Source organism: Nonomuraea sp. NPDC048901, assembly GCF_040649695.1.
Taxonomy (GTDB): domain Bacteria; phylum Actinomycetota; class Actinomycetes; order Streptosporangiales; family Streptosporangiaceae; genus Nonomuraea.
Window position 1 is genome coordinate 230,496 of sequence record NZ_JBEZFW010000013.1, and the last position, 21,777, is coordinate 252,272.

15 protein-coding genes are annotated in these 21,777 nt (G+C 68.9%); 5 read left to right on the forward strand and 10 right to left on the reverse strand.

Annotated elements, in window-relative coordinates; genetic code table 11:
• Positions 1-139 precede the first annotated feature (139 nt).
• Complete coding sequence (locus AB0C30_RS38305; protein WP_357953246.1) at positions 140-1,054, forward strand: pirin family protein; 915 nt, start codon at positions 140-142, stop codon at positions 1,052-1,054.
• A gap of 165 nt (positions 1,055-1,219) precedes the next feature.
• Here the strand turns inward: AB0C30_RS38305 and AB0C30_RS38310 are convergent, their stop codons facing one another.
• On the reverse strand, positions 1,220-3,619 hold the full coding sequence (locus AB0C30_RS38310; RefSeq protein WP_357953248.1) for a protein kinase: 2,400 nt from the start codon (positions 3,617-3,619) through the stop codon (positions 1,220-1,222).
• 61 nt (positions 3,620-3,680) lie between these two features.
• The gene (locus tag AB0C30_RS38315; RefSeq protein ID WP_357953421.1) at positions 3,681-4,823 is read right to left on the reverse strand and encodes an Lrp/AsnC family transcriptional regulator; all 1,143 of its coding nucleotides are present in this window, start codon (positions 4,821-4,823) and stop codon (positions 3,681-3,683) included.
• 136 nt (positions 4,824-4,959) lie between these two features.
• On the opposite strand from AB0C30_RS38315, the gene AB0C30_RS38320 reads away from it, so the two are divergent.
• Together AB0C30_RS38320 and AB0C30_RS38325 are read left to right on the forward strand one after the other, a co-directional pair.
• Entirely contained in the window at positions 4,960-6,429 is a 1,470-nt protein-coding gene (locus AB0C30_RS38320) for an MFS transporter (RefSeq protein WP_357953250.1), read from the forward strand.
• Positions 6,430-6,467: 38 nt separating this feature from the next.
• Positions 6,468-7,043, forward strand: a complete 576-nt coding sequence (locus AB0C30_RS38325) for a hypothetical protein (protein WP_357953251.1) — start codon at positions 6,468-6,470, stop codon at positions 7,041-7,043.
• Between the two features lie 333 nt (positions 7,044-7,376).
• On the opposite strand, the gene AB0C30_RS38330 is transcribed toward AB0C30_RS38325, so the two are convergent.
• The 7 genes from AB0C30_RS38330 to AB0C30_RS38360 form a co-directional block, all read right to left on the reverse strand.
• A complete protein-coding gene (locus AB0C30_RS38330; RefSeq protein WP_357953253.1) occupies positions 7,377-8,021 on the reverse strand; it encodes a hypothetical protein in 645 nt (214 codons plus the stop codon).
• 347 nt (positions 8,022-8,368) lie between these two features.
• Positions 8,369-9,298: an ABC transporter permease gene (locus tag AB0C30_RS38335; protein WP_357953255.1), complete on the reverse strand. Its 930-nt coding sequence runs from the start codon at positions 9,296-9,298 to the stop codon at positions 8,369-8,371.
• Between the two features lie 53 nt (positions 9,299-9,351).
• Positions 9,352-10,290: an ABC transporter permease gene (locus AB0C30_RS38340; protein ID WP_357953257.1), complete on the reverse strand. Its 939-nt coding sequence runs from the start codon at positions 10,288-10,290 to the stop codon at positions 9,352-9,354.
• Between the two features lie 41 nt (positions 10,291-10,331).
• A complete protein-coding gene (locus AB0C30_RS38345; protein ID WP_357953258.1) occupies positions 10,332-11,894 on the reverse strand; it encodes a sugar ABC transporter ATP-binding protein in 1,563 nt (520 codons plus the stop codon).
• A complete protein-coding gene (locus AB0C30_RS38350) occupies positions 11,881-12,942 on the reverse strand; it encodes an ABC transporter substrate-binding protein (protein ID WP_357953260.1) in 1,062 nt (353 codons plus the stop codon). The genes AB0C30_RS38345 and AB0C30_RS38350 overlap by 14 nt, the downstream gene beginning before the upstream one ends.
• Before the next feature lie 16 nt (positions 12,943-12,958).
• Positions 12,959-15,469, reverse strand: a complete 2,511-nt coding sequence (locus tag AB0C30_RS38355) for a PA14 domain-containing protein (RefSeq protein WP_357953262.1) — start codon at positions 15,467-15,469, stop codon at positions 12,959-12,961.
• Positions 15,470-15,480: 11 nt separating this feature from the next.
• On the reverse strand, positions 15,481-18,288 hold the full coding sequence (locus AB0C30_RS38360; RefSeq protein WP_357953264.1) for a PA14 domain-containing protein: 2,808 nt from the start codon (positions 18,286-18,288) through the stop codon (positions 15,481-15,483).
• A gap of 151 nt (positions 18,289-18,439) precedes the next feature.
• Here AB0C30_RS38360 and AB0C30_RS38365 point away from each other — a divergent pair, with 151 nt between their 5' ends.
• Together AB0C30_RS38365 and AB0C30_RS38370 are read left to right on the forward strand one after the other, a co-directional pair.
• Positions 18,440-19,240 carry a DeoR/GlpR family DNA-binding transcription regulator gene (locus AB0C30_RS38365; RefSeq protein ID WP_357953266.1) on the forward strand — a complete coding sequence of 267 codons (801 nt, stop codon included), beginning with the start codon at positions 18,440-18,442 and terminating at the stop codon, positions 19,238-19,240.
• Positions 19,241-19,305: 65 nt separating this feature from the next.
• Entirely contained in the window at positions 19,306-20,796 is a 1,491-nt protein-coding gene (locus AB0C30_RS38370) for a sugar ABC transporter ATP-binding protein (RefSeq protein WP_357953268.1), read from the forward strand.
• On the opposite strand, the gene AB0C30_RS38375 is transcribed toward AB0C30_RS38370, so the two are convergent.
• On the reverse strand, positions 20,793-21,635 hold the full coding sequence (locus tag AB0C30_RS38375) for a methyltransferase domain-containing protein (protein WP_357953269.1): 843 nt from the start codon (positions 21,633-21,635) through the stop codon (positions 20,793-20,795). The genes AB0C30_RS38370 and AB0C30_RS38375 overlap by 4 nt on opposite strands.
• Between the last annotated feature and the right edge of the window lie 142 nt (positions 21,636-21,777).

Consider the following 21,777-nt stretch of genomic DNA (forward strand, 5'->3'; position numbering starts at 1 on the left):
CCACCGCTTCCGCTCCCGCACCCGCTGAGTGCGGATCCATGCCGCCGTACTCCGCCTCCGTCTCTGCCCCCGTGCCCGCAGCCGCACCCGCCGAGAGCTGACCCATGCCGCCGTACAGTGCCGTCGTACAGTTCATAACGTGAGCAACCTGGAGCAGGACCCCGACGAGATCCGCTGCGCTGCCGAGAGCGGTGGTGAGACCGAGTTGCTCGCCGGACGCGCGGTGCCGCTGGGCGGTCCGCGCAGCATGTCGGTGAGCAGGACGCTGCCCAACGCGCACCGCCGCATGATCGGCGCGTGGTGCTTCGTGGACGCCTACGGCCCCGAGGTGGCGGTGATGCGGGTGCCTCCGCATCCGCACACCGGTCTGCAGACTGTGAGCTGGCTGATCGCCGGCGAGGTGCTGCACCGCGACAGTGTCGGCAGTCTCCAGGAGGTACGCCCTGGCCAGCTGAACTTGATGACCGCCGGACGCGGCATCTCCCACTCGGAGGAGTCGCCCGAGACGCTGCTGCACGGCGTTCAGTTGTGGGTGGCGCTGCCCGACGCGGACCGGCGTACCGGGCCCGGGTTCGAGCACCACGCGTCACTGCCCGTGCGGTCCGGCACCGGGTTCGACGCCACGGTGATCATGGGGTCGCTCGGCGGCGTGACCTCGCCCGCGACCACCTACAGCCCCCTGGTGGGCGCCGAGGTGGCCGTCGAAGGGAACGCCGAAGTGCCGCTCGACCCCGGCTTCGAGCACGGGGTGCTGCTGCTCGACGGGGAGGTCGAGCCGCTGGAGGCGGGACCGCTGCTCTATCTGCCGCCGGGCCGCAGCCTGTTGCGGCTGAGCGGGCGCGGGCGGGTGCTGCTGATCGGCGGCGAGCCGTTCGCCGAGGAGATCGTGATGTGGTGGAACTTCGTCGGCCGCGACCACGACGAGATCGTCGCGTTCCGCAAGGAGTGGATGGAGGGCGAGGGGTTCGGCGCCGTCGAGGGGTTCGACGGCGGCCCGCTCCCCGCGCCCGTCCTGCCGGGCACCCGGCTGCGGCCCAGGGGCCGCGTCCGCTAGTCCTGTCTTTTTCGCACATACCGCCTTGTCGTAGGTCAGCCGCTAGGGCTGATCCAGCACTCGGTGTCATCGGTGTAGCCCGTGGACAGCGACCCGTGGAGAACAGGGCTGGTTCTGGTGACATGCGGAAACTGGGCAAGTTCCGGTGACACGCGGGGAATTGGGCTAGTTCCGGCGTGGGAAGGTGTAGATCACGTCCATGTTCGAGCTGTTCGTCGGTATCTCGGCCAGCAGTCGCAGCGCGGTGCCCGTGAAATCGACCACCTGTATCTGCTGCTTCTCCGCGCTCGCGTCGGGCCTGATCCAGCAGACCAGATGGCTGTCGTCGTACCAGGTGGCCAGGCCGGTGCAGGGCGACTCGAAGCGCTTCAGCTCGGTGCCGGTCTGGGCGTCGTAGACGCAGTTGTTGCCGCTGCCCAGACCGGGGCAGTTGGTGACGAACTGCTTGCCCGACGGCGAGAACAGCGACTCGGCGATACCCGACCCCACGTTCGGGATCCGGCGCAGCCGCACCCCGTTCGCGTCGAAGAAGCGCAGCGCCTGCTGCTTGGCGTCGTTCGACAGGGCCACCACGCCCGTGTCGGCCTGGTCGAAGCCGTAACGGATGCCGTGCAGCGAGCCCTCCCTGAGCGAGGCGACCGTGGCCTGCCTGGTGGCGACGGTCACGATCGCGAACCCGGTCGACTGCCAGACCCCCTTCACCGGGTTGCCGACGTTGAACAGCAGGCGGCCGCTGTCACGCGACCAGCCCTGCACGTACGCGCTGAGCGGCTGGCGTGACGTCTTGACCGTGAACGCCTCACCCGACACCTTGTCGGTGATCTTGACGCTGTCGTAGCCGTCGACGAACTTCTTGCCGCGCTGGGCCAGGTACCGGCCGTTGGGCGACAGCATGCTCTCCCACATGTCCGGATATTTCGTGAACGGTCCGGCCAGGGAGTCCCGGGCGTAGTAGATCCAGTTCTGAGTCTTCGCGTCGCGGACCAGGTAGGTGGTGAGCCTGACGGCATCGCCCGGATTCTCGTAGATGACCGCGTCGGTGTCGGGAAGCGTTGAGGTGACCAGGTTCGCGGTGGGAACGACCGTCGGGGCCGCGGATGTGGCCGTGCCTTCGGCGCTCGGGGAGGAGGTCGGGGTCGGCGGGCCGGGCAGGTTGGTCAGCGCGACGGCCACCACGACGACGGTCGCGACGATGGCCACAGCCGCGGCGATCGCCGCCACCACGTAGCTCTTCTTCCCGCCCGATCGAGGCGGCGGCCCCTGCGGGCCGGAGCCGTACTGCGGAGACGGGCCCTGTAGTGACGGGCCCTGCGGGATCGGACCTTGGGGTGGTGGCCCGTACGGGTGCGCCGCCTGCGGTTGCGGCCCTTGGGGGTACGGCCCCGACTGCGGTTGCGGCCCCTCGGGGTATGACCCCGGCTGCCCGTACGGAGCCTGGGGGTACGGCCCTTGGGGGTATGGCCCCGACTGCGCGTACGGAGGCTGACCGTATGAGGGCTGTCCATATGGGGGCTGCATGGGGGACCCTGACCCCGGCTGGGACGGCGGCTGGGGCTGGAACGGAGGCTGAGGCGGAGCCGAGGGGTGAGACGGAGGCTGCATGGGGAGCCCCGGCCCCGGCTGGGACGGCGGCTGGGATTGGAGTGGAAGCCGAGGCGGAGCCGAGGGGTTGGACGAGGGCTGAGGCGGAAGCGAGGGGCGGGACGGGGAGCCGCTGACCACGGCGGCCGCCTGCTCCAGTTCCGCGGGGTTCGACGTGGGATGCTCCAGCAGCCGCATGATCACCTGTTCGGCGGTAGGCCGCCGGGCGGGGTCCTTTGACAGGCAGGCGGCCACGAGTTCGCGCAGCGGCCCGGTCAGTGAGGACAGATCGGGCTCGTTGTAGAGCACCTGGTCGACGATCTCCGGCACGGACTCCGCCTCGAACGGCCCGGTGCCCGTGGCGGCGAACACGATAGTGCTCCCCCACGCGAACATGTCAGCGGCCGGCCCCACCGGCTGCCCCAGAACCTGCTCCGGCGCCATGAACGCGGGCGTCCCCACCGGGGTGGAGGTGATCGTCGAGGTGGCGTCGAGCGCCTTGGCGATGCCGAAGTCGATCACCCGGGGGCCTTCGCCGGCGAGCAGCACGTTGTTCGGGCTGAAGTCGCGGTGCACGATGCCCGCCTGGTGGATGGCGGCCAGCGCGGTGACGCTCCCGATGGCCAGCCGGTACAGGGCGGCGTCCGCGCGCGGCCCCTCCTCGGTCACCACCTGCCGCAGCGGCGGCCCCTCGACGTACTCGCTGACGATGAACGGCCGCTCCTCATGCACCCCGGTCGCCAGCACCTTCGCGGTGCAGAACGGTGCCACCCGCTGCGCCACGGCCGCCTCCCGCGCGAACCGCTCGGCCGCGACCACGTCGCCCGCCAGGTTCGGCCGTAACCACTTGATGGCGGCCTGGTCGCCCTGCTCGTCGACGCCCAGATAAACGACGCCTTGTCCGCCTTCTCCCAGCCGTCCGCGGATCTCATAACCTCCGAGACCGGCGGGATCTCCTGCTCTCAGCTCACTCATCGACGGCATGACCAAATTATGGGCGTGCTTCTTGCGAATGACTTAACTTGCCCTGTCCGGAAATTTCGTGTCAGTACGGCATGGACGACGGTGCGCGCGTGCCCATCGGGACCAGTGGGCCCGCGGCCTTGACGGTGTGCAGTACGGGGGCCGTTTCGAGTGTGTGAATGGCGTCGAGGCCACCCAGCCGATGGGTGAGGTAATCGTGCAGATCGGCGGGGCTGCGGCAGAGCGCGTTTGCCAGCAGGTTGGTCCGGCCGGTGGTGGCGGCCACCAGGGCGAGTTCACGGTGACCGGCCAGGGTGGTCGCGACGCGGTCGAGCTGTCCTGGCTGAACGGACATCCAGAGCAGGGCTTGGGTGGTGGCCCCGAGAACGGCGGGGGCGACCTCGACATCGAAGAAGATCGCCTCGTTGGCGCGGAGTTCGGCCAGACGGCGGGCGACGGTGGCTTGGGACACTCCGGTGGCCGCGGCGAGGTCGGCGTGCGTCGCCCGGCCGTCGTGACGCAGAGCGTCGATCAGGTCGTGATCGACGCGCGCCAGCGGCGGCCGACCGTCCGACTGATCGGTCGGCTGATCGGCCAGCCGATCGGCCGACTGATCAGTCTGCCGATCAGTCGGAGATGACTGGCGGGCCGACTGAGGGGCCGACGATGGCGGGTGGGCCGATTGATGGGTCGGTGATGGCCGGCGGGCTGGCGAATCAGTGTCGCGGGCCTGTGCGAGCCGCCGTTGCTGCTGTTCGGTGAGGGTCTCGAGGCGGCCTCGCCACCCGGTCGGCCCGCCCAGGTAGGTGTGCAGCAGGCAGTGGGCGGAGACCGCGGTGATGCCGGCCCTTCGGGGGATGTCGTGCAGCAGCAGCGACGGTACGGCCTGCGCACCATTCGGCGCGTGGATGACGGCGAAGATCTCCGTACCTCCGGAGGCCAGTTTGACCCACGAGGTGTCGGCTCGCCGGGCCAGCGAATGCGAAAGATCTCGCACGGTGGACGGGGTGGCGGTGAGCCGGATCATCCACTGGGTCTGGCCTGCCCGATCCGGGTTCGGGAGCCCGACCACGCGCAGCGCGGCCTCAGCGCGCAGCCGCCGATAGCGGCGGGCCACGGTCTGCGCCGAGGTACCGATCACCTCGGCGATACGGCCGAAGGGTGCTCGCCCGTCAATGCTCAGGGCGTGGATCAGCCCGCGGTCCACATCGTCGAGCGTGAGCATTTCCCTCACAAATCCGTCAGTTATGGAAGATAGTCGCCAACTATACATTCCAGATGGAACAACCGACCCGGCCTCTTTCACGCTGGGACCCCGCCCGTCGACGGCGCGGGTTCGCGGAGTTGGAGAGGAACGTGGGATGTCGGTACATGTGTCATCGCCCCCGAGGAGGGCTTACCGGTGGCGGTGGGTGGCGCTGGCGGCGTTGCTGGTGGCCGAGGCCATGAATCTGCTGGACTCGACGATCGTGCAGGTCGCCACGCCGGCGATCCGGGCCGACCTGGGCGGGTCGGCGTCGGACATGCAGTGGTTCAGCACGGCGTACACCTTGCCCTTCGCCCTGCTGCTGATCACCGGGGGCCGGCTGGGTGACATCGCCGGTCGGCGGCTGGTCTTCCGGATCGGTGTCGCGGGGTTCCTCGCCGCGTCGCTGGCCTGCGCCCTGGCGGACTCGGTCGGCGCGCTGATCTGCTTCCGCGCCGTGCAAGGCGCCGCGGCCGCGGCGATCATTCCGCAGACCATCGGCCTGATCCGCGCCATGTTCGACGGCGAGGAGATGTCCAAGGCCTTGGGCAGTATCGGTCCCGTCATGGGTCTGGCCGCTGTCTGCGGGCCCATTCTCGGTGGCGTGCTGACCCAGGCCGACCTGTTCGGCTCGTCATGGCGGTCGGCGTTCCTGGTCAACGTCCCGCTCTGCGTCGCCGTGCTGGCCGTCGCGCCGACCCTGATCGAGGACCGCGCGCCGCGGCGACCGGGTCTCGACCCCGCGGGCACCGCGCTGGCGATGCTCGGCACGGCTCTGATCGTCTACCCCCTGATCGGGGCTGGGACGGCGCACATGTCGACGGAAAACTGGGTGGCCATCGGCATCGGCTTGGCGGCCGTCTTCGGCTTCGGCCTGCAGCAGCGACGGCGAGCCGGGCTCGGCCGCAGTTCGCTGGTGGAGACCAGCCTGTTCGCGCATCGCGTCTTCCCGGCCGCGCTGGTGACGTCCGCCCTGTTCTTCGCGGTGACGACCGGGCTGATGTTCGTCGTGGTCCTGCACCTGCAGCTGGGAGTGGGCGCCGACGCGCGCACCGCGGGTCTGACCATGACGCCTTGGTCGGTGTGCCTGGCGGTGTCGTCGTGGATGGCGGGCGCGTATCTGGTTCCTCGTTACGGGCGGCGGGTGATGTTCGCCGGACTCGCCACGCTGGGGGTGGGCATAGTGGCCGCCATCGCCGTGTACCACGCGGCCTCCCCCACGACCTATCCCACCCCGCTGCTCGGCGCCCTGGGAGTCGCGGGCCTCGGCGTCGGGGTGTTCACCCCGTCGTTCTTCACCGCCGCGCTGAAACCGCTCAAGCCGCAAGAGATCGGCTCAGCCGCCGGCCTGCTCAACGCCGTCCAGCAACTCGGCGCCACGCTCGGCGTCGCCGTCCTGGGCAGCGTCTACCTCAACGGCTCCATGTCCGGTTCTCCTGGTGGCGCGATCCAGGTGACCTGCTGGGTCGCGGGTGGCATGCTCGTGGCGAGCTTCCTCTCCGCTGCGCTTATGACGAGGGCCGAGCCGCGGTTACAGGATCTTCATCCCGGGAGTAAAGATGCCCTCCTCGATCTCGACCTGTGACGCCGCGTGATGTATTGATCACCGTTAGTATTCTCGGCATGACAACCCTCCAGGAGCTGGAGATCCGGGTGACTCGCCTCGAAGAGCGCTCGGACAACCAGCGAGAAGACATCCGGATCATCGGCTCAGAGGTCTCCAAGATCCTTCTGACTCAGGACGAGATCCTGAAAGTCCAGCGTACGCACACGCAGAAAATCGACGCACTGGACAAGAAGTTCAACAAGCTAGACGACAAGGTCGGCAAGCTAGACGACAAGGTCGGGAAGCTGGACGAGAAGGTCGGCAAGCTAGACGACAAGGTCGGCAAGCTAGACGAGAAGGTCGGGAAGCTGGACGAGAAGTTCAACAAGCTCGCCACGGTGGTGGGCGGGCACAGTGAGACGCTAGCCGGGCACACCCAGATACTGGCGGGGCACACCCAGACGCTAGCCGAGCACGGCCAGATACTGGCCGGACACACCCAAACGCTAGCCGAGCACGGCCAGATACTGGCCGGACACACCCAAACGCTAGCCGAGCAGGGTCAGACGCTGGCCAAGCACACTCGGATGTTCGAGATGCTGTTCGCCCACTTCGGCATCCCCCTCCCCGCCGAAGACCCCCAGCACAACTAGTGCGGCGACCACGATGGCTCCCGGGCAGTTCGCCACACGACCGTCCCGATGCCCGTGACGGTCCGTGGCGGCTGGGGTCCTTTTAGCGGAATGCCCCTTCGGGGGACAGGAAGAAGACGGCCCGTCGTGGCACAGGCCCCTTGAAGGGATGCCTCCTCCGAAGGAGGAGAAGAAGAAGACGGCTCGTCGCGACACGGGCCCCATGGAGGAAATACCCCTCCGGGGACCCGAGGAAGACGGCCCGTCATAGCTGCCCTTCGGGGAGAGGAAGAACGGATAGCCGGCTTCGCCTTTTGGCGCCCGGGGCCGGAAAGACCCCGGGCGGCTCGGCCCTTACTTGTCGGAGAGTTTGTGGCCGCGGAAAATCGGGTGGTCGGTCTCCCAGTAGCGCCAGCCTTCGATTCTCGACGGAATGTCGGCGATACCCGTGGCGATTCTGACCTCGGCACAGTTGTGGAGCCGGGCCCACTGACCCCAGCCGATGCGGTAACCGAAGACGCGGTACCACATGTTTCCGTACTTGCCCTTGGTGATCTCCTGCGTGTAGTCGTGGCCCGTGAAGATCATGTGCCTCTTCTCAAGGTGCGGAGTGACCTCCCTGGCCAAGGCGCGGACGATCTCATCGGTGGTGACCGTGTTGCGGACCGTCGTGTCGACCGACTCTCTGTGCGATTTGGTCTTGATCTTGTCGGCCTCCACGAATGCGAGTACCTCATACTCGTGGTGGACCGAGACGGTCATCGAGCCGCCGGGGCCGTCGGTGTACCTGGTGCGAGGAATGAAGAAGTTGTGGGGCCTCAGCGAGTGAGCCCTGATGAAGGTTCCCGGCTCGCAGCCGTTCCCGCTGTCGGTCAGGACTGTCTTGTGGAATTTGTGGAAGAAGTGGTGGTGGCGGTGGAACCGATGGTCCGGCACCGGATCGGCGTTGGCCGGGATGGTCGTGATGCCGGCAAGGGCCACGGACAGGGGGGCTGCCACGGACAGCATCATCCGTCTTCTTGTCACCCGCCGCTTCGCCGGTCGGGTCGGTGTGCCTACGGCGTCGGCTCTCGAAGTGTGCGTGAACATAGAGGTACCGTTTCTTTTGGAGCGCGGCCAGCGGTCGCGGCTAACCCATTGGCCGGAAGACGGCCCATTCCTGCCCGCTGAGCAACCCAGCGTGACGATAAAGATGCTTACAGTCGCCACTGGTCTCCTCTCGACGCCACGCCGAAAGGGACTTCCCCGGACAGGGAAAGCAAAGGTGAATAAAACCTCAGTGCTTAATCGTCTCGCTGGTTCGAGAGGACACAGCCCCCGCAACTCCCCGGAGGCCACGCCACCGACTACGACAGCCGCTGCGCCTTGCTCAGCAGTCGCTGCGCCACCACCACCAGCGCCAGGAACGCCCCGCTGACCACCTGCTGAAAGGCCGACGTCAGGTTCCCCACCTGGTTGATCAGGCTCTGGATCACGCCCAGCAGCAGCACCCCCGCCACCGTCCCGGTGATCCCGCCCGCGCCCCCGGTCAGCAGGGTGCCGCCGATGACGACGGCGGCGATCGCGTCCAGTTCCAGGCCGATGCCCAGGATCGTCACCCCGGACGAGAGCCGTGCCGCGTTCAGCGCGCCGGCGAGACCGGCCAGCAGGGCCGACATCACGTACACGGTCACCTTGGTACGCGCCACGGGCACGCCCATGAGCGCCGCCGCCTGCTCGTTGCCGCCGATCGCGTAGACGTTCTGCCCGAAGCCGGTCCGTTGCAGCAGCACCATCGCGACCAGCGCCAGCGCCGCGGTGATGTACACGGGGTACGTCAGGCCGAGCAACTCCCCCTGCCCCAAGGACGCGAAAGCGGGATTTTTCACCAAATAGGTGGTTGCGCCCTCATCCGAGATGGCGAGCATCAACCCCCGCACACCCAGCAATCCCGCCAATGTCACGATAAAGGGAGCCATTCCGGTGCGAGCTATGACCAAACCCTGCAGCAAGCCGACGATCCCGCACGCGCCCAGCGGCAGCGCCAGCGCCACGAGCAGGCCGTACTGGGACCCATAGGCCGCCAGCACGCCGCCCAGCACGAACAGCGACCCCACCGACAGGTCGATCCCGCCGCTGATGATCACGAACGTCATTCCGATCGCGATGATCGCCAGGAACGACGACGAGACCACCACGCTGGCCGCGTTCCCCGCGGTGGCGAAGGAGTCGAAGGCCAGGCTGCCCACGATCACCAGCAACGCCAGCACCATGAGCGCCCCGTGCTGCTGAAGCACCCGGCTCACCTGCTCACGTCGCAAAGAAGCAAATGAAGCGGAAGAAGCGGAGGTCATCGGTTCGCACGCTCCCTGGTGGCGTAGACGGCGGCCAGGATGATGACCGCCTGGACAATCTGGGTCCACGACTGCGGCAGATTGTGCTTGATCAACGTCGCCGCGAGCAGTTGCATCAGCAGCGCGCCCATGACCGTGCTGAGCACCCTGATGCGCCCGCCGGTGAGCGGCGTGCCGCCGACCACGACGGCGGTGATCGCCGACAGCTCGATGAACAGGCCGAGCGACGTCGGGTCGCTGGCCTGCAGGCGGGCCGTGGCCAGCACCCCGGCCAGCGCGGCGAGCAGCCCGGAGATGACGTACACGATCAGCAGCACCCGTTTGACCGGCAGCCCGGACAGTTCGCTGGCCGACCGGTTGCCGCCGATCGCGACGACCTGACGGCCGAACGTCGTGCGCCGCACCACGAACAGCACGATCAGGGTCAGCGCCGCGGCGATCAGCACGATGACCGGGATCCCGGCCACAGAGCTGCCGCCCAGCGCGATCAGGTCCGGGTTGCGGAACTCCACGAGCTGCGGCACCAGGACGTTGGCGATGCCGCGTACGCCGACGAGCAGCGCCAGTGTGGCCACGATCGGCTGGACGCCCACGTAGGCGACCAGGGCCCCGCCCGCCGCGCCGACGACCGCCCCGCCGATCACGGCGACGATCAGCGCGGGCAGCGCGCCGTACCCCAGGTAGAGGGCGACGAGCGCGGCGGCCAGCGCCATGACCGAGCCGACGGACAGGTCGATGCCCTGCGTGCCGATCACCAGCGCCATGCCCAGCGACACGATCACGATGGGCGTGACCTGGACGAACTGGGTGCGGAAGTTCGAGGCGTCGAGGAAGTGCGGCGTGAACAGCACGTTGAACAGCAGCAGCGCCAGCACGGCCGCGTACACGCCGTAGTCCTGCACCCAGGCGAAGATCCGCGGTTTGAGGTCTGCCATCCCCCCGCTCCGAGGGGCCGGTTTCGAAGTGAGCTCAGTCATCAGGTCACTCCGCGATCGTCGAGGTGAGCGCGGTCATCCGCGATCGTTGCCATGATCCTCTCCTCGGTCACCTCGTCGCCGGTCAGCTCCCCGACGACCGCGCCCTCGCGCAGCACCAGGATGCGGTCGGCGCCCTCGACCAGTTCCTCCAGGTCGGAGGAGATCAGCAGCACGCCCAGCCCCTCCTCGGCCAGCTCGTCGATCAGCGCCTGCACCTCGGCCTTGGCGCCCACGTCGATGCCGCGGGTGGGCTCGTCGAGCAGCAGCACCTTGGGACGGACGGCCAGCCAGCGGGCCAGCAGCACCTTCTGCTGGTTGCCGCCGGACAGCTCCGAGACGAGCTGGTTCGGCGAGGCCGCCTTGATGCGCAGCCGCCGCATGAAGATCTCGACCATCCGGTCGATCTTCGCGTCGGACACCACGCCCGCCCTGGCCAGAGCGGGTAGGGCGGCCAGCGCGATGTTCTCGCGGACGGACAGCGTCGGGACGATGCCCTCGGCCTTGCGGTCCTCGGGCAGCAGGCTGACGCCCGCCCTGATGGCCGCGGTGGTGGAGCCGCCGCGCAGCGGCAGCCCGGCCACGAGCACCTGCCCGCCGTCCAGGGGCATCGCGCCGACGATGGCCTTGGCGGTCTCGGTACGGCCGGCGCCGAGCAGACCGCCGAGACCCACGACCTCACCGGGCCGTACGGACACGTCGATCCCGTCCAGGACATGCCGCCGCGTGAGGCCGCGCGCCTCGACGGCCGGTGGCTCCTGGCCGTCGGCGGCGCGGTGGCGGTCGCGGGAGAACCTGGTCAGACCGTCCGCTTTGACGTCGTTCAGGTCGCGGCCCAGCATGAGCGAGATGAGCTTGAGCCGGTCCAGCCCGGCCAGCGGCCCGGTGTGCGCGACGCGGCCGTCACGCAGCACGGTGACCCGGTCGCACACCTGGTAGAGCTCGTCGAGCCGGTGGCTGACGTACATGACGGCGATGCCCTCGTCGCGCAGCCGCCTGATCACCCCGAACAGCGTCTCGACCTCGCGCGGCTCCAGGGACGAGGTGGGTTCGTCCATGATGACCACGCGGGCGTCAACGGCCACGGCCCTGGCCAGGGCGACCATCTGCTGGGCGCCGATGCCGAGCGTTCGCAGCGGCCGCCGGACGTCGGTCTCGACGCCGTAGCCGGACAGGACGCGGGCGGCTTCGGCGTACATCTTCGTGGCGTCGATGACCCCGAATCGGCCGCGTGGCTCGCGGCCGAGCAGCAGGTTGCGGGCGACGCTCATCATCGGGACGAGGTTGACCTCCTGGTAGATGGTGGAGATCCCGGCGCGCTGCGCGTCGAGCGGCGTGCCGAAGACGGCGGGCGCGCCGTGGTGGCGCAGCTCGCCGCCGTCGGGATGGTACACGCCGGTGAAGACCTTGATCAGGGTGGACTTGCCGGCGCCGTTCTCCCCCACGAGGGCGTGCACCTCGCCGGGGAGGAGGGCGAGATGCACACCGTCGAGAGCGAGTACGCCGGGGAAGCGCTTGCTGATCCCCTTCGCCTCGAGAACCGCTGCCAACTCAGTACGCCTCACCGAGGGAGTCCTTGGCGTTAGACGTGTCGTAGTCGCGGTCGGAGATGATCACCTTGTCGGGGATGGCCTGGCCGTCGAGGAACTTCTGCGCGGTCTCGAAGGCGAGCGGCCCGAAGCGGGGGTTCGACTCGATGACCGCGTGCAGCCAGCCGTCGGCGATGCCCTGGACGGCGCTGCGGGTGCCGTCGACGGACACGATCTTGATGGTGCCCGCCTCCTTGCCCGCGCCCTTCAGGGCGGTGACGGCGCCGAGCGCCATCTCGTCGTTCTCGGCGTAGATGCCGTTGATGTCGGGGTTGGACTGGATGAGCTGCTCGGTGACCTGCTGACCCTTCTCGCGGGCGAACTCACCGGTCTGCTCGAAGGAGATCGTGATGCCGGGGGCCTTCTCCTTGATCCGGTCCTTGAACCCGTTCGTCCGCTCGGTGGTGACGTTGTTGCCGGGCGCGCCCAGCAGGATGGCGACCTTGCCCTTGCCCGCGAGGGCGTCGATCATCCGGTCGGCGGCCCGCTTGCCCTGCTCGTAGAAGTCGGAGCCGATGAAGGTCAGGTAGTCGCTGCACGCCTTTGCGTTGATCTTCCTGTCGACCGTGATGATCGGCACCTTCTTGGCCGCGGCCTGCTGGAGCACCGGCTCCCAGCCGTCGGAGTTCAGCGGCGCGATGACCAGGAGCTGCGCGCCCTGGGCGATGAGCTGCTGCACGTCGGTGATCTGCTTGGAGAACTGCGACTGGGCGTTGGTGACCTTGAGGTGGGCGATGCCGAGCTTGGCCGCCTCGTCCTTGATCGACTTGGTCTCGGCGATGCGGAACGGGTTGGCCTCCTTCTCCGACTGGGAGAAGCCGACGGTGGCCGTCTTGAGGTCGAACTTCTTGCCGCCGAACTGGTCGAGCGTGCACGTCGGTCCGGCCGTGCCGCTGGGGCTCTGCACGACCTGCTGCCCGGCCGTGCTGGTGGCGGCGGGCGCGCTCTGCGGCTCCTCCGCCTTGGCGCAGGCCGACGCGGTCAGGAGTACGGCCAGCGCCAGGCAGGCTGTCCGGAGATTCATGGGGGGTTCCTTCCTGTCAGGCGCAGGCCGGGCTGATCTGCCCGGTGAGCGCCCGGTTGGCGGCGCTGACCCGCTCGACGTCGGGCTTGGTGACGGCTCTGTCGTAGGTCATGAGGCCGTTGAGCTCGGTCTCGACGTCGGTGGTCTGGGTGTAGATGGCGGCGCTGAGCTGGTCGCAGGCGTGCAGCTTCTGGAGTTCCTGGATCATGCCGACGTAGCGGGTGGTGAGGGCCGCCGGGTCGGGCTCGACCGCGTAGCCCCAGCCGCCGCCCGACCAGGTGTGGCCGATGAGCGGGAGTCCCAGGCCGCCGTACTCGCCGATGACGACCGCGCGGGTGCCGGTGGGCTTTCCGGGGACGCCGGGGCCCGGGTAGATGTGGTAGTCCTTGACGTCGCCGTTGCCGCCGTCCTGGGCGCCGCAACAGTTGATGCCGCTCATGTTGTCGACGAGGCGCGAGGGGTCCCAGCTCTTGACCAGGTCGGCGATGCGCGCCTGGTCGTACTGGCCCCAGCCCTCGTTGAACGGCACCCACATGACGATCGACGGGACGCTGCGGTGCTGGTCGACCATCTCCCGCAGCTCGGCCTCGAACTGGGGCTTGTCGCTGGTCCTGAACATGGCGGGCATGTCCTGCCAGACGAGCAGGCCCAGCTTGTCGGCGTGGTAGTACCAGCGGTCAGACTCGACCTTGGTGTGCTTGCGTACGGTGTTGAAGCCGAGCTTCTTGGTCTGCGTGAGGTCGTACTTGAGCGCCTCGTCGGTGGGGGCGGTGTAGATGCCGTCAGGCCAGAAGCCCTGGTCGAGGGGGCCGAGCTGGAAGACGGGCTGGCCGTTGAGCAGCATGCGGTTGTTCTTCAGCTCGATGGAGCGCATCCCGAAGTAGGACGAAATATCGTCCTTCTTGGTGCGGACCTTCAGGTCGTACAGGAACGGCTTGTCCGGCGACCACAGCTTGGGATTCGGGACCGGCAGTCTGAGCTCGGTGCCGACGGGGCCGGTCACGGTGCCCACGACGCGGTGACCGTCCTTGGCGACCACGGTGGCCGTGCCCGCCGCGCCCTGGACGGTCACGCGCAGCGCCTGGCCCGCGACGTCGGGGACGGTGTCGACCCGCTCGATGTGGTCCTTGGCGACGGGCTCCATCCAGACCGTCTGCCAGATGCCGGAGACGGCGGTGTACCAGATGCCGCTCGGGTCGAGCCGCTGCTTGCCGATCGGCTGTGCGCCGGAGTCGGTCGGGTCGGCGACGCCGACGACGAGTTCCTGCCGGCCGCCGCGCTTGAGCGCGTCGGTGACGTCCACGGTGATGCGGTCGTAGCCGCCCTTGTGCGTGCCGACCTGCTTGCCGTTGACGTAGATCGTGGCGTCCCAGTCGACCGCGTCCAGGTGCAGGAGCAGCCGGTCACCGCTCCACGAGCGCGGCACCTCGAACGTCCTGCGGTACCACATGCGGTCCTCGTGGCGGCCGATGCCCGACAGCTGCGACTCCACCGGGTACGGCACGACGATCCGCTCGGCCAGGTCGCGGCCGGTCGGGGCGGCCTCGCCCTGCTTGGCGGCGGCGAACTGCCAGACGCCGTTGAGGCTGCGCCACCTGTCCCTGACCAGCTGGGGGCGGGGGTACTCGGGCAGCGGATTCTTCCGGTCGACGTCCTTGGACCAGCGGGTGCTGAGGATGTATGTGGAGTCGTTGAGGACGTAGGCGTACGGGAAGGCCGCCACCGGCGTGCCGTCGGCGTAGCTCAGGCCGGTGCCGTCATAGGTGGCGCGGAGTGTGTTACCCGCCTTTGCTGGAACCGGATATTGCAGCTTAAGCACAACCGTGTCCCGATTTTTCAGGGCCGTGGAGGCTATGGGCCATTTGGTGCCTGCGACCGTCAGCGCCAGGTGGTCGGTCAGAGTCGTGGGCAGCGAACTCAGGGGCTTGGCGAACGTCAGCGTGGCCAGGTCACCGGAGGCGCCGACCGACGCGGCCGCCGGCCCGGGCGGGTCGAACCCGTCCGGCAGCGTGAACGCCGCCGCCGGGACCGCGGCCTTCGGCTGGCTGGCGCTCTGCCAGCGCAGGTGCAGGTTCGCCCCGCCGAAGTGCTCGAAGTACTCGACCTTGATGTCGTAGTCTTTGCCCGCCTCCAGCGCGATGGGCGTGCCCACCTGCTCCCTGTCCCAGTCGTCCACCCAGTGGTCGATGACGGCCTTGCCGTCCACCCAGAGCCGGAAGCCGTTGTCGCCGATGATCGAGAAGGTGTACGTCTCGGAGTAGGCGGGCCGGATCTTGCCGGTCCACCGGACGGTGACGTCGTCCTCCCGGCCGGCCAGCAGCTTGAACACGGGGTTGAGGTCGCCCTGTTCGAGGCTCGGGTCCACGACGCTGGCCTTGAGCTCACCGAAGTCGAACGCGCCGGGCGCCGAGGCGAGGTAGTAGTCGCCGCGCAGCCCATGTCGTTCGGCCGCGGCGCCCGCGGGGGCGGGAACCTGCCATAACACGGCCAGCAGCACGGCGATCATAGCCGCGAGTGACTTTCGCACAGATTGTCCTTTCACGCTGAGGGGCGGAGGGAGCAGGTCGGAATGGTCTCCTTGCCGGCACCGGGCGGCTGCCAGCGCAGCTGCAGATGGGCGCCGCCGAAGTGCTCGAAGTATTCGAGCTTGATGTCGTAGCTCTGGCCGGCTTCGAGGCGGACGGGGGCGCCGGTCTGCTCGATGTCCCAGTCGTCCACCCAGTGGTCGATGACGGCCTTGCCGTCCACCCAGAGCCGGAAGCCGTTGTCACCGGTGATCGAGAACGTGTGGTCCCCGGCGCTGCCGGCGGTGAGCCGTCCGCTCCACCGGACGGTGACGTCGTCCTCGCGCCCGGTGAGCTTGGCGAGCACCGGGTTCAGGTCGGCGAAGTCGATGACCGGGTCCACGACACTGGCCTTGAGCTCGCCGAAGTCGAACGCGCCGGGCGCCGAGGCGAGGTAATAGTCGCCGCGCAGGCCGTGTCGCTCGACGGGGTCGGGGACGAGGTCGAGTGCCGCCCGCGCCCTGGTGAGCTGGCGGGCGCCGGCCGTGTAGCGTGCCTCGGCGCTCAGTGCGGCCTGTTGACACGGGCTCCCGCCGCCCGGGGGCGTCAGCTCCCATCGCGTGACCAAGCGCCCGTCTGCCGGCAGGCGCTCTTTCGTGGCGGCGGTGAGCGCTCTGGCCGCCCACCCCGCGGGCAGCCGGAGCCGCACCGCCACGTCCCGCGCCTGCCGCCCCTGATTGACCAGCGTGGTCGTCACGGTGCCGGTCTTCCCGGGGACGACCTCGCCGGGCGTGACGGCCAGGGTCATGGCCTCGCTGGAACGGCTCCACGACTGCAACTCGACCACGCCGACCGACTCGGCGCCGAACAGTAGCCGGATCCTGCTGGTGGTGATCTCCGGGAACGTGATCCGGTTGAGCCCGTTGCCAAGGGGTTTGTCCGGCGAGCGGACCTGGCCGGGGATGTCCTGCCAGGCGCTGCCCGTCCATTGCTGGAGGCGGTAGGCGGTGGCGGTGCGCACTCCCCCGCCGTCGTCGTAGCCGTACCAGCGGACGTCGCCGACGGGGGTCGGGCCGCCGAAGTCGACACCGTAGTAGTCCTCCGCGTTCGGGGAGGTGTAGTTGGTCCAGCGGGTGTTCTGCGGCACCTCGTCGAACCAGACCTTGCCGTCGATCGCGCTCCAGGGGTTGTCGTAGCGCGAGGTGAAGGAGGCGATCGGCTTCGGGAAGCCGGTGCGCAACGGGTTGGCCGCGTCGTTGACCAGCCGCTCGCCGTCGTCCTGCCGGGCCGGTCCGATCGGCACGGTGAGCGCGCGTACCCGGTCCGCCTGCCGTACCTGGACGCCGTCGACAGAGACGCGCAGGCCCGCGCCGCGTCCGTAGTGGGAGCCGTCACGGTCCCACACCACGGTGACGTCGTGCCCGTGGTACGGCACGTTCTCGACGGCGAAGTGGTCCCAGGTGGCGGGCACCAAGGGGTCGAGCCGCAGCGTGGCCCCCTCCTGGCCGCGGATGCCGAGCAGGCCCGACAGCACCAGGTCCGTGTAGGAGGAGTGCAGGTAGTCCTCGCTGTGGTTCCGCCCGTCGTACAGCCATCGGTTCTCGTCAGGGTGATGCGCCTCGGCCACGTACGGCTTGCCGTCGCGGTACTGCGTGAGCGCGTACGTGCGCAGCAGCCCGTAGTAGTCGTCCTTGGAGACGTAGGGCTGCGCCGGGTAGTCCAGGAGCAGGTTCGCCATCCCCGTGAGGACCTGCGAGGTGGTGAACGGCCAGCTCGGGCCGGTCCAGCGGCAGCAGCCCTGCCCCGTCTCGTGCATGAACCACGTGCTGCGGCGCTCCACGGTCGTCGGCCCGTACGGCGCGGCGAACCCCTGCGGGTCGAGCAGCTGCTGCCAGGCCCGCGACTGTGCCGCGTCCGGCAGGCCGAACTGCCAGGGGACGAAGCCGACGTCCTCCCGCGTGTCGAGCATCTTCAGCCTGGGGTTGTTCTCCTGGACGACGTCGTAGAAGAACGCCCGGTCGCCGTCCCACAACCGCTGGATCGTGTTGCGCTTCAGCGCGGCAGCGCGCTGCTCGAACCGCCTGGCGGTCGCCTGGTCGCCGGCCATGGCCGCGATGCGGCCGATCGCGACCGCGTCGCCGTACTGGTAGGCGTTGATCGACGGGCGGAGCGTCCTGACGCCGTTGAAGGTGTCGCTGCTCTGGTACGAGGCGGGCGACAGCTCTTTGGCGTCCCAGACGGGCAGTTGCCAGTACAGGCCGGTGGCGGTGTCGTACTGGCCGTTCCATCCGTCGTACTGCTTGATCAGCGCGGGCAGCAGGCGTTTGGCGAACGTCCAGTCGCCGGTCACCTCGGCTCTGGCGTGGACGGCGTCGGCGGCCCAGAAGCTGTACTCGTGCGCCCAGTCGGGCGCGTTCGCGTTGACCTGCTGCGCGCGCTGTCCGGGGCCGGTCAGCCAGAACCTGAGGTAGTCGTCCAGGTAGGTCTGGTCTCGCACCCAGCGTCCTTCGTAGACGTGGTGCCCGGCCGCGGCGTTGATCGCCTGGTACGGCGCGGCGTATCCGCAGCAGTCGAGGAACTCCGTCAGCACCCATCCGTTCGCCGGGTCGGTGTAGCGCAGGTGTTCCTTCCAGACGCGCCAGCGGTAGTAGTAGACGTCCTGGATCTGCTGGTCGGGCAGGTCGACGAACGGGATGTTGGCCTCGTACCAGCCGGGGTCGTTGAATCCCTCAAGGTAGGAGCCGTGGTCGAGCAGTGTCCGCGGCTGCGCCCGGGCCTGCGCGGGTACAGCGATGAGCGATAAGAGGAGGGCGACCAGACAGGCGAGACCGGGGGTGCGCATGGCATGTCCTTCGATCAGGATCGGACAGGTTATGACCCTGTCTGGCTCCCAAATAAGCACCCGTGGACCGAGCCGGTCAAGATTTCCGATCAAATTCGTTCTCATATGATCAGAGGTGAGCCGGAGTTGAGCATTCGACTATGATCGGGACGTGAGCGACACGCAGAGCGACGGCCGACGGCCGGTGTTCGCCGCGGAACGCCGGCAGCGCATCCTCGAATTGGTGCGCGCCAACGGCGCCGTGTCCTTGCGCGAGCTCGCCCAGTCCGTGCACTCCTCCGAGGTGACCGTCCGCCGCGACCTGCGCGCGCTGGAGTCGGAGGGCCTGCTCAACCGCCACCACGGCGGCGCCACCCTGCCCGGCGAGCTGTCACGCGAGGCGGGCTACGCGCACAAGGTCTCGCTGGAGTCCGCCGAGAAGGGCGCGATCGCCGACCTCGCCGCGGCGCTGGTCGAGGACGGCGACGCCATCGTGATCGGCCCCGGCACCACCACGCAGGAGTTCGCCCGCCGCCTGACCAGGCACGCCGAGCTCGCCGTGGTGACCAACTCCCTGCTCGTCGCCCAGGTCCTGGCCGGCTCGCCGCGGATCGAGGTGATGCTGACCGGCGGCACGCTGCGCGGCACGATCCTGGCCCTGGTGGGCAGCGCGGCCGAGCACTCACTGTCCGGGCTGCGGGTGCGCCGGGCGTTCATCTCCGGCAACGGGCTCACCGCCGAGCGCGGCCTGTCCACGCCCAACATGCAGGTGGCGGGCGTCGACCGGGCGCTGGCCGCGGCGGCCGAGGAGGTCGTGGTGCTGGCCGACCACACCAAGATCGGCGTCGACACGATGGTGCAGACCGTCGCCGCCGAGCAGATCGACCACCTGGTCACCGACGAGGGCGCCCCGGGCGACGTGCTCGACGAACTGAGCGGCAGGGGCGTCAGGCTGCATGTCGCCCGGATCTGATCGAATGTGACACTTCTGTTACTGGATTGTTTCCTGCCGCGACCACGATCGAGGCGGAGGCAACCGTGCTGCAGGTGGCTGGAGTTCTCAAGACGTTCCAGGGCGTGACCGCGCTCGACCACGTCACGCTCTCCGTGCGCCCCGGCGAGGTGCACGCGCTGATCGGCGGCAACGGCGCCGGCAAATCCACCCTGGTCAAGGTGCTCTCCGGCGTGTGCCAGCCGGACGCGGGCCAGCTGCGCTACCTGGGCGAACCCGTCAGGTTCGGCAGCCCGGCCGAGGCCAGGCGGGCCGGCATCGCCACCATCCACCAGGAGACGAACCTCGTCCCGACCATGAGCGTCGCCCGCAACCTGCTGCTCGGCCGGGAGCCGCGCGGCCGCCTCGGGCTGATCGACTTCACGGCCGCCAACGCCCATGCCGGACGGATCCTGGCCGAGTACGGCCTGCGCACCGATGTCCGCAGACCCCTGGGCACGCTGGGCGAGGGGGCCAGGCAGCTCGTGGCCCTGGCCAGAGCGGCCACCGCCGACGCCAAGCTGGTCATCATGGACGAGCCCACCTCGGCACTCGAACACGCCGAGCTGGAGACACTGTTCGGCGCGGTGGCCCGGCTGCGCGACGAGGGCCGCTCGGTCGTCTACGTCACCCATCGGCTGGAGGAGCTGTACGAGGTCTGCGACCGCGTCACCGTGCTGCGTGACGGCCGCGTCGTACACACCGGCCCGCTGGCCGGACTGGATCGGCTCCGGCTGGTGTCGCTCATGCTCGGCAGGCCGTTCCACCCCGTCGAGGAGCCGCACTCCGCCGCCCAGCCCGACGAACCAGGCGACGACCCCGTCCTGGAGGCGAAGGGGCTCACCCGCCACCACGTGCTCGACGGCGTGTCGCTGGCGGTGCGCGCGGGCGAGGTCGTCGGCCTCGGCGGCCTGCTCGGCGCCGGACGCAGCGAGACGGCCAGGGCGATCGCGGGTGTCATGCCGGTGGACGCGGGCCAGGTGACCGTGGCCGGGGCGGCGGCCCGCAAGTGGTCGATCAGAAGCGCCATCCGCGCCGGCGTCGGCCTCGTGCCCGAGAACAGGAAGACCGAGGGCATCGTCCCCACCCTCTCGGTGCGCGACAACATCGCCCTGGCCGCGCTCCCCCGGCTGTCCCGCGCCGGAATCGTCTCCGACGCGCAGATCGACGGCATCGTGGCGACGTTCATGAAGCGGCTCGGCATCAAGGCCGTCTCACCCCGGCAGCCCGCGGGCGAGCTGTCGGGCGGCAACCAGCAGAAGGTGCTGCTGGCCCGCTGGCTGGCCATGCACCCCAAGGTGCTGCTGCTCGACGAGCCGACCCGCGGCGTGGACGTGGCCACCAAGCTGGAGATGCAGGCGCTGCTCGACGAGCTGGCCGTGGACGGGCTGGCCATCCTGCTGATCTCCTCGGACGTGGCCGAGCTGGCGGGCAACTGCGACAGCGTGGTGGTCCTGCGCGACGGCGCGATCAGCGAGCAGCTCAACGGCGCCGAGGTGACCGAGGACCGCCTGCTCGCGGCCCTGGCGAAGGCTTAGCTCCCTGCCAGGCGCTCAGGCTTCGCGGCCACGATGATCGCGTACCCTATCTCCGGTGTTTCGATGAGCCGGGCCACGAACGGCGGCGGCTCGATCACGCCGTCGTACTCTGGGAACTCCTCACGCAGTCCGGCGATTCTCTCGACGATGCGATGCAGTGTCGGAGACATCGTGTGTTCGGAGATGTCGATGATCTCTCTCAGCGCGAGTCCGCTGTCCGCGATGAAGCCGGGATAGTTCCGCAGCGGGATGATCGAGTCAATGTGGGAGTCGTGGTAGGAGGCCTCCAGTCTGCCGCGCTGCTCGTCAGCAAGGGGGGCGCGCTCGACCAGGTTGGCGATGACCAGCACGCCGCCGGGCCGCAGTATGGAGTACGCCTGGCGGAGCACGCGCGCCTGGTCCGGCATGTGCAGCAGTGACTCGAAGAGCCAGGCGCCGTCGAACGAGTCCGGCTCGAAGGGCAGCTCCAGCGCGTCAGCCACATGGAACGTCACCCGATCCGCCAGCCCTTCGTCCTTCGCCAGACGGGAGCCCAGCTCCACTTCCCTCTCGCTGATCGTCACGCCGACGACATCCACCCCGGCGGTCCGGGCCAGGGCTATCGCCGGCCTGCCCGTGCCGCATCCGATGTCGAGTATCCGCCGGCCCTTGCTCGCGTCCAGCTTGTCGATCATCAGCTCGGTCAGGCGTTCGGAGGCCGCTTCCAGCGACGCCCCATCCATGGGGTCGTCCCAATAGCCATTGTGCAGGCTGCCTCCCATGATCTTCTCGATCATCTCTGTGGTCCGGTCGTAGAGCTGACCGATGGTTTCCTGGTGCTGGCTGGATGTCGGCGTCACTGGAACGATCCCTTCCTCAGGTTCATGGAAACGGAAAAGGAAGAACCCCCGCGGTTCCGGCCACTTGCGTCAGGGCGCGGGTGTGTGGTCCGCCGCGCTGCGGTACGGCGGCGACATGGGCCTGCTGACCGCCGGGCAGCCA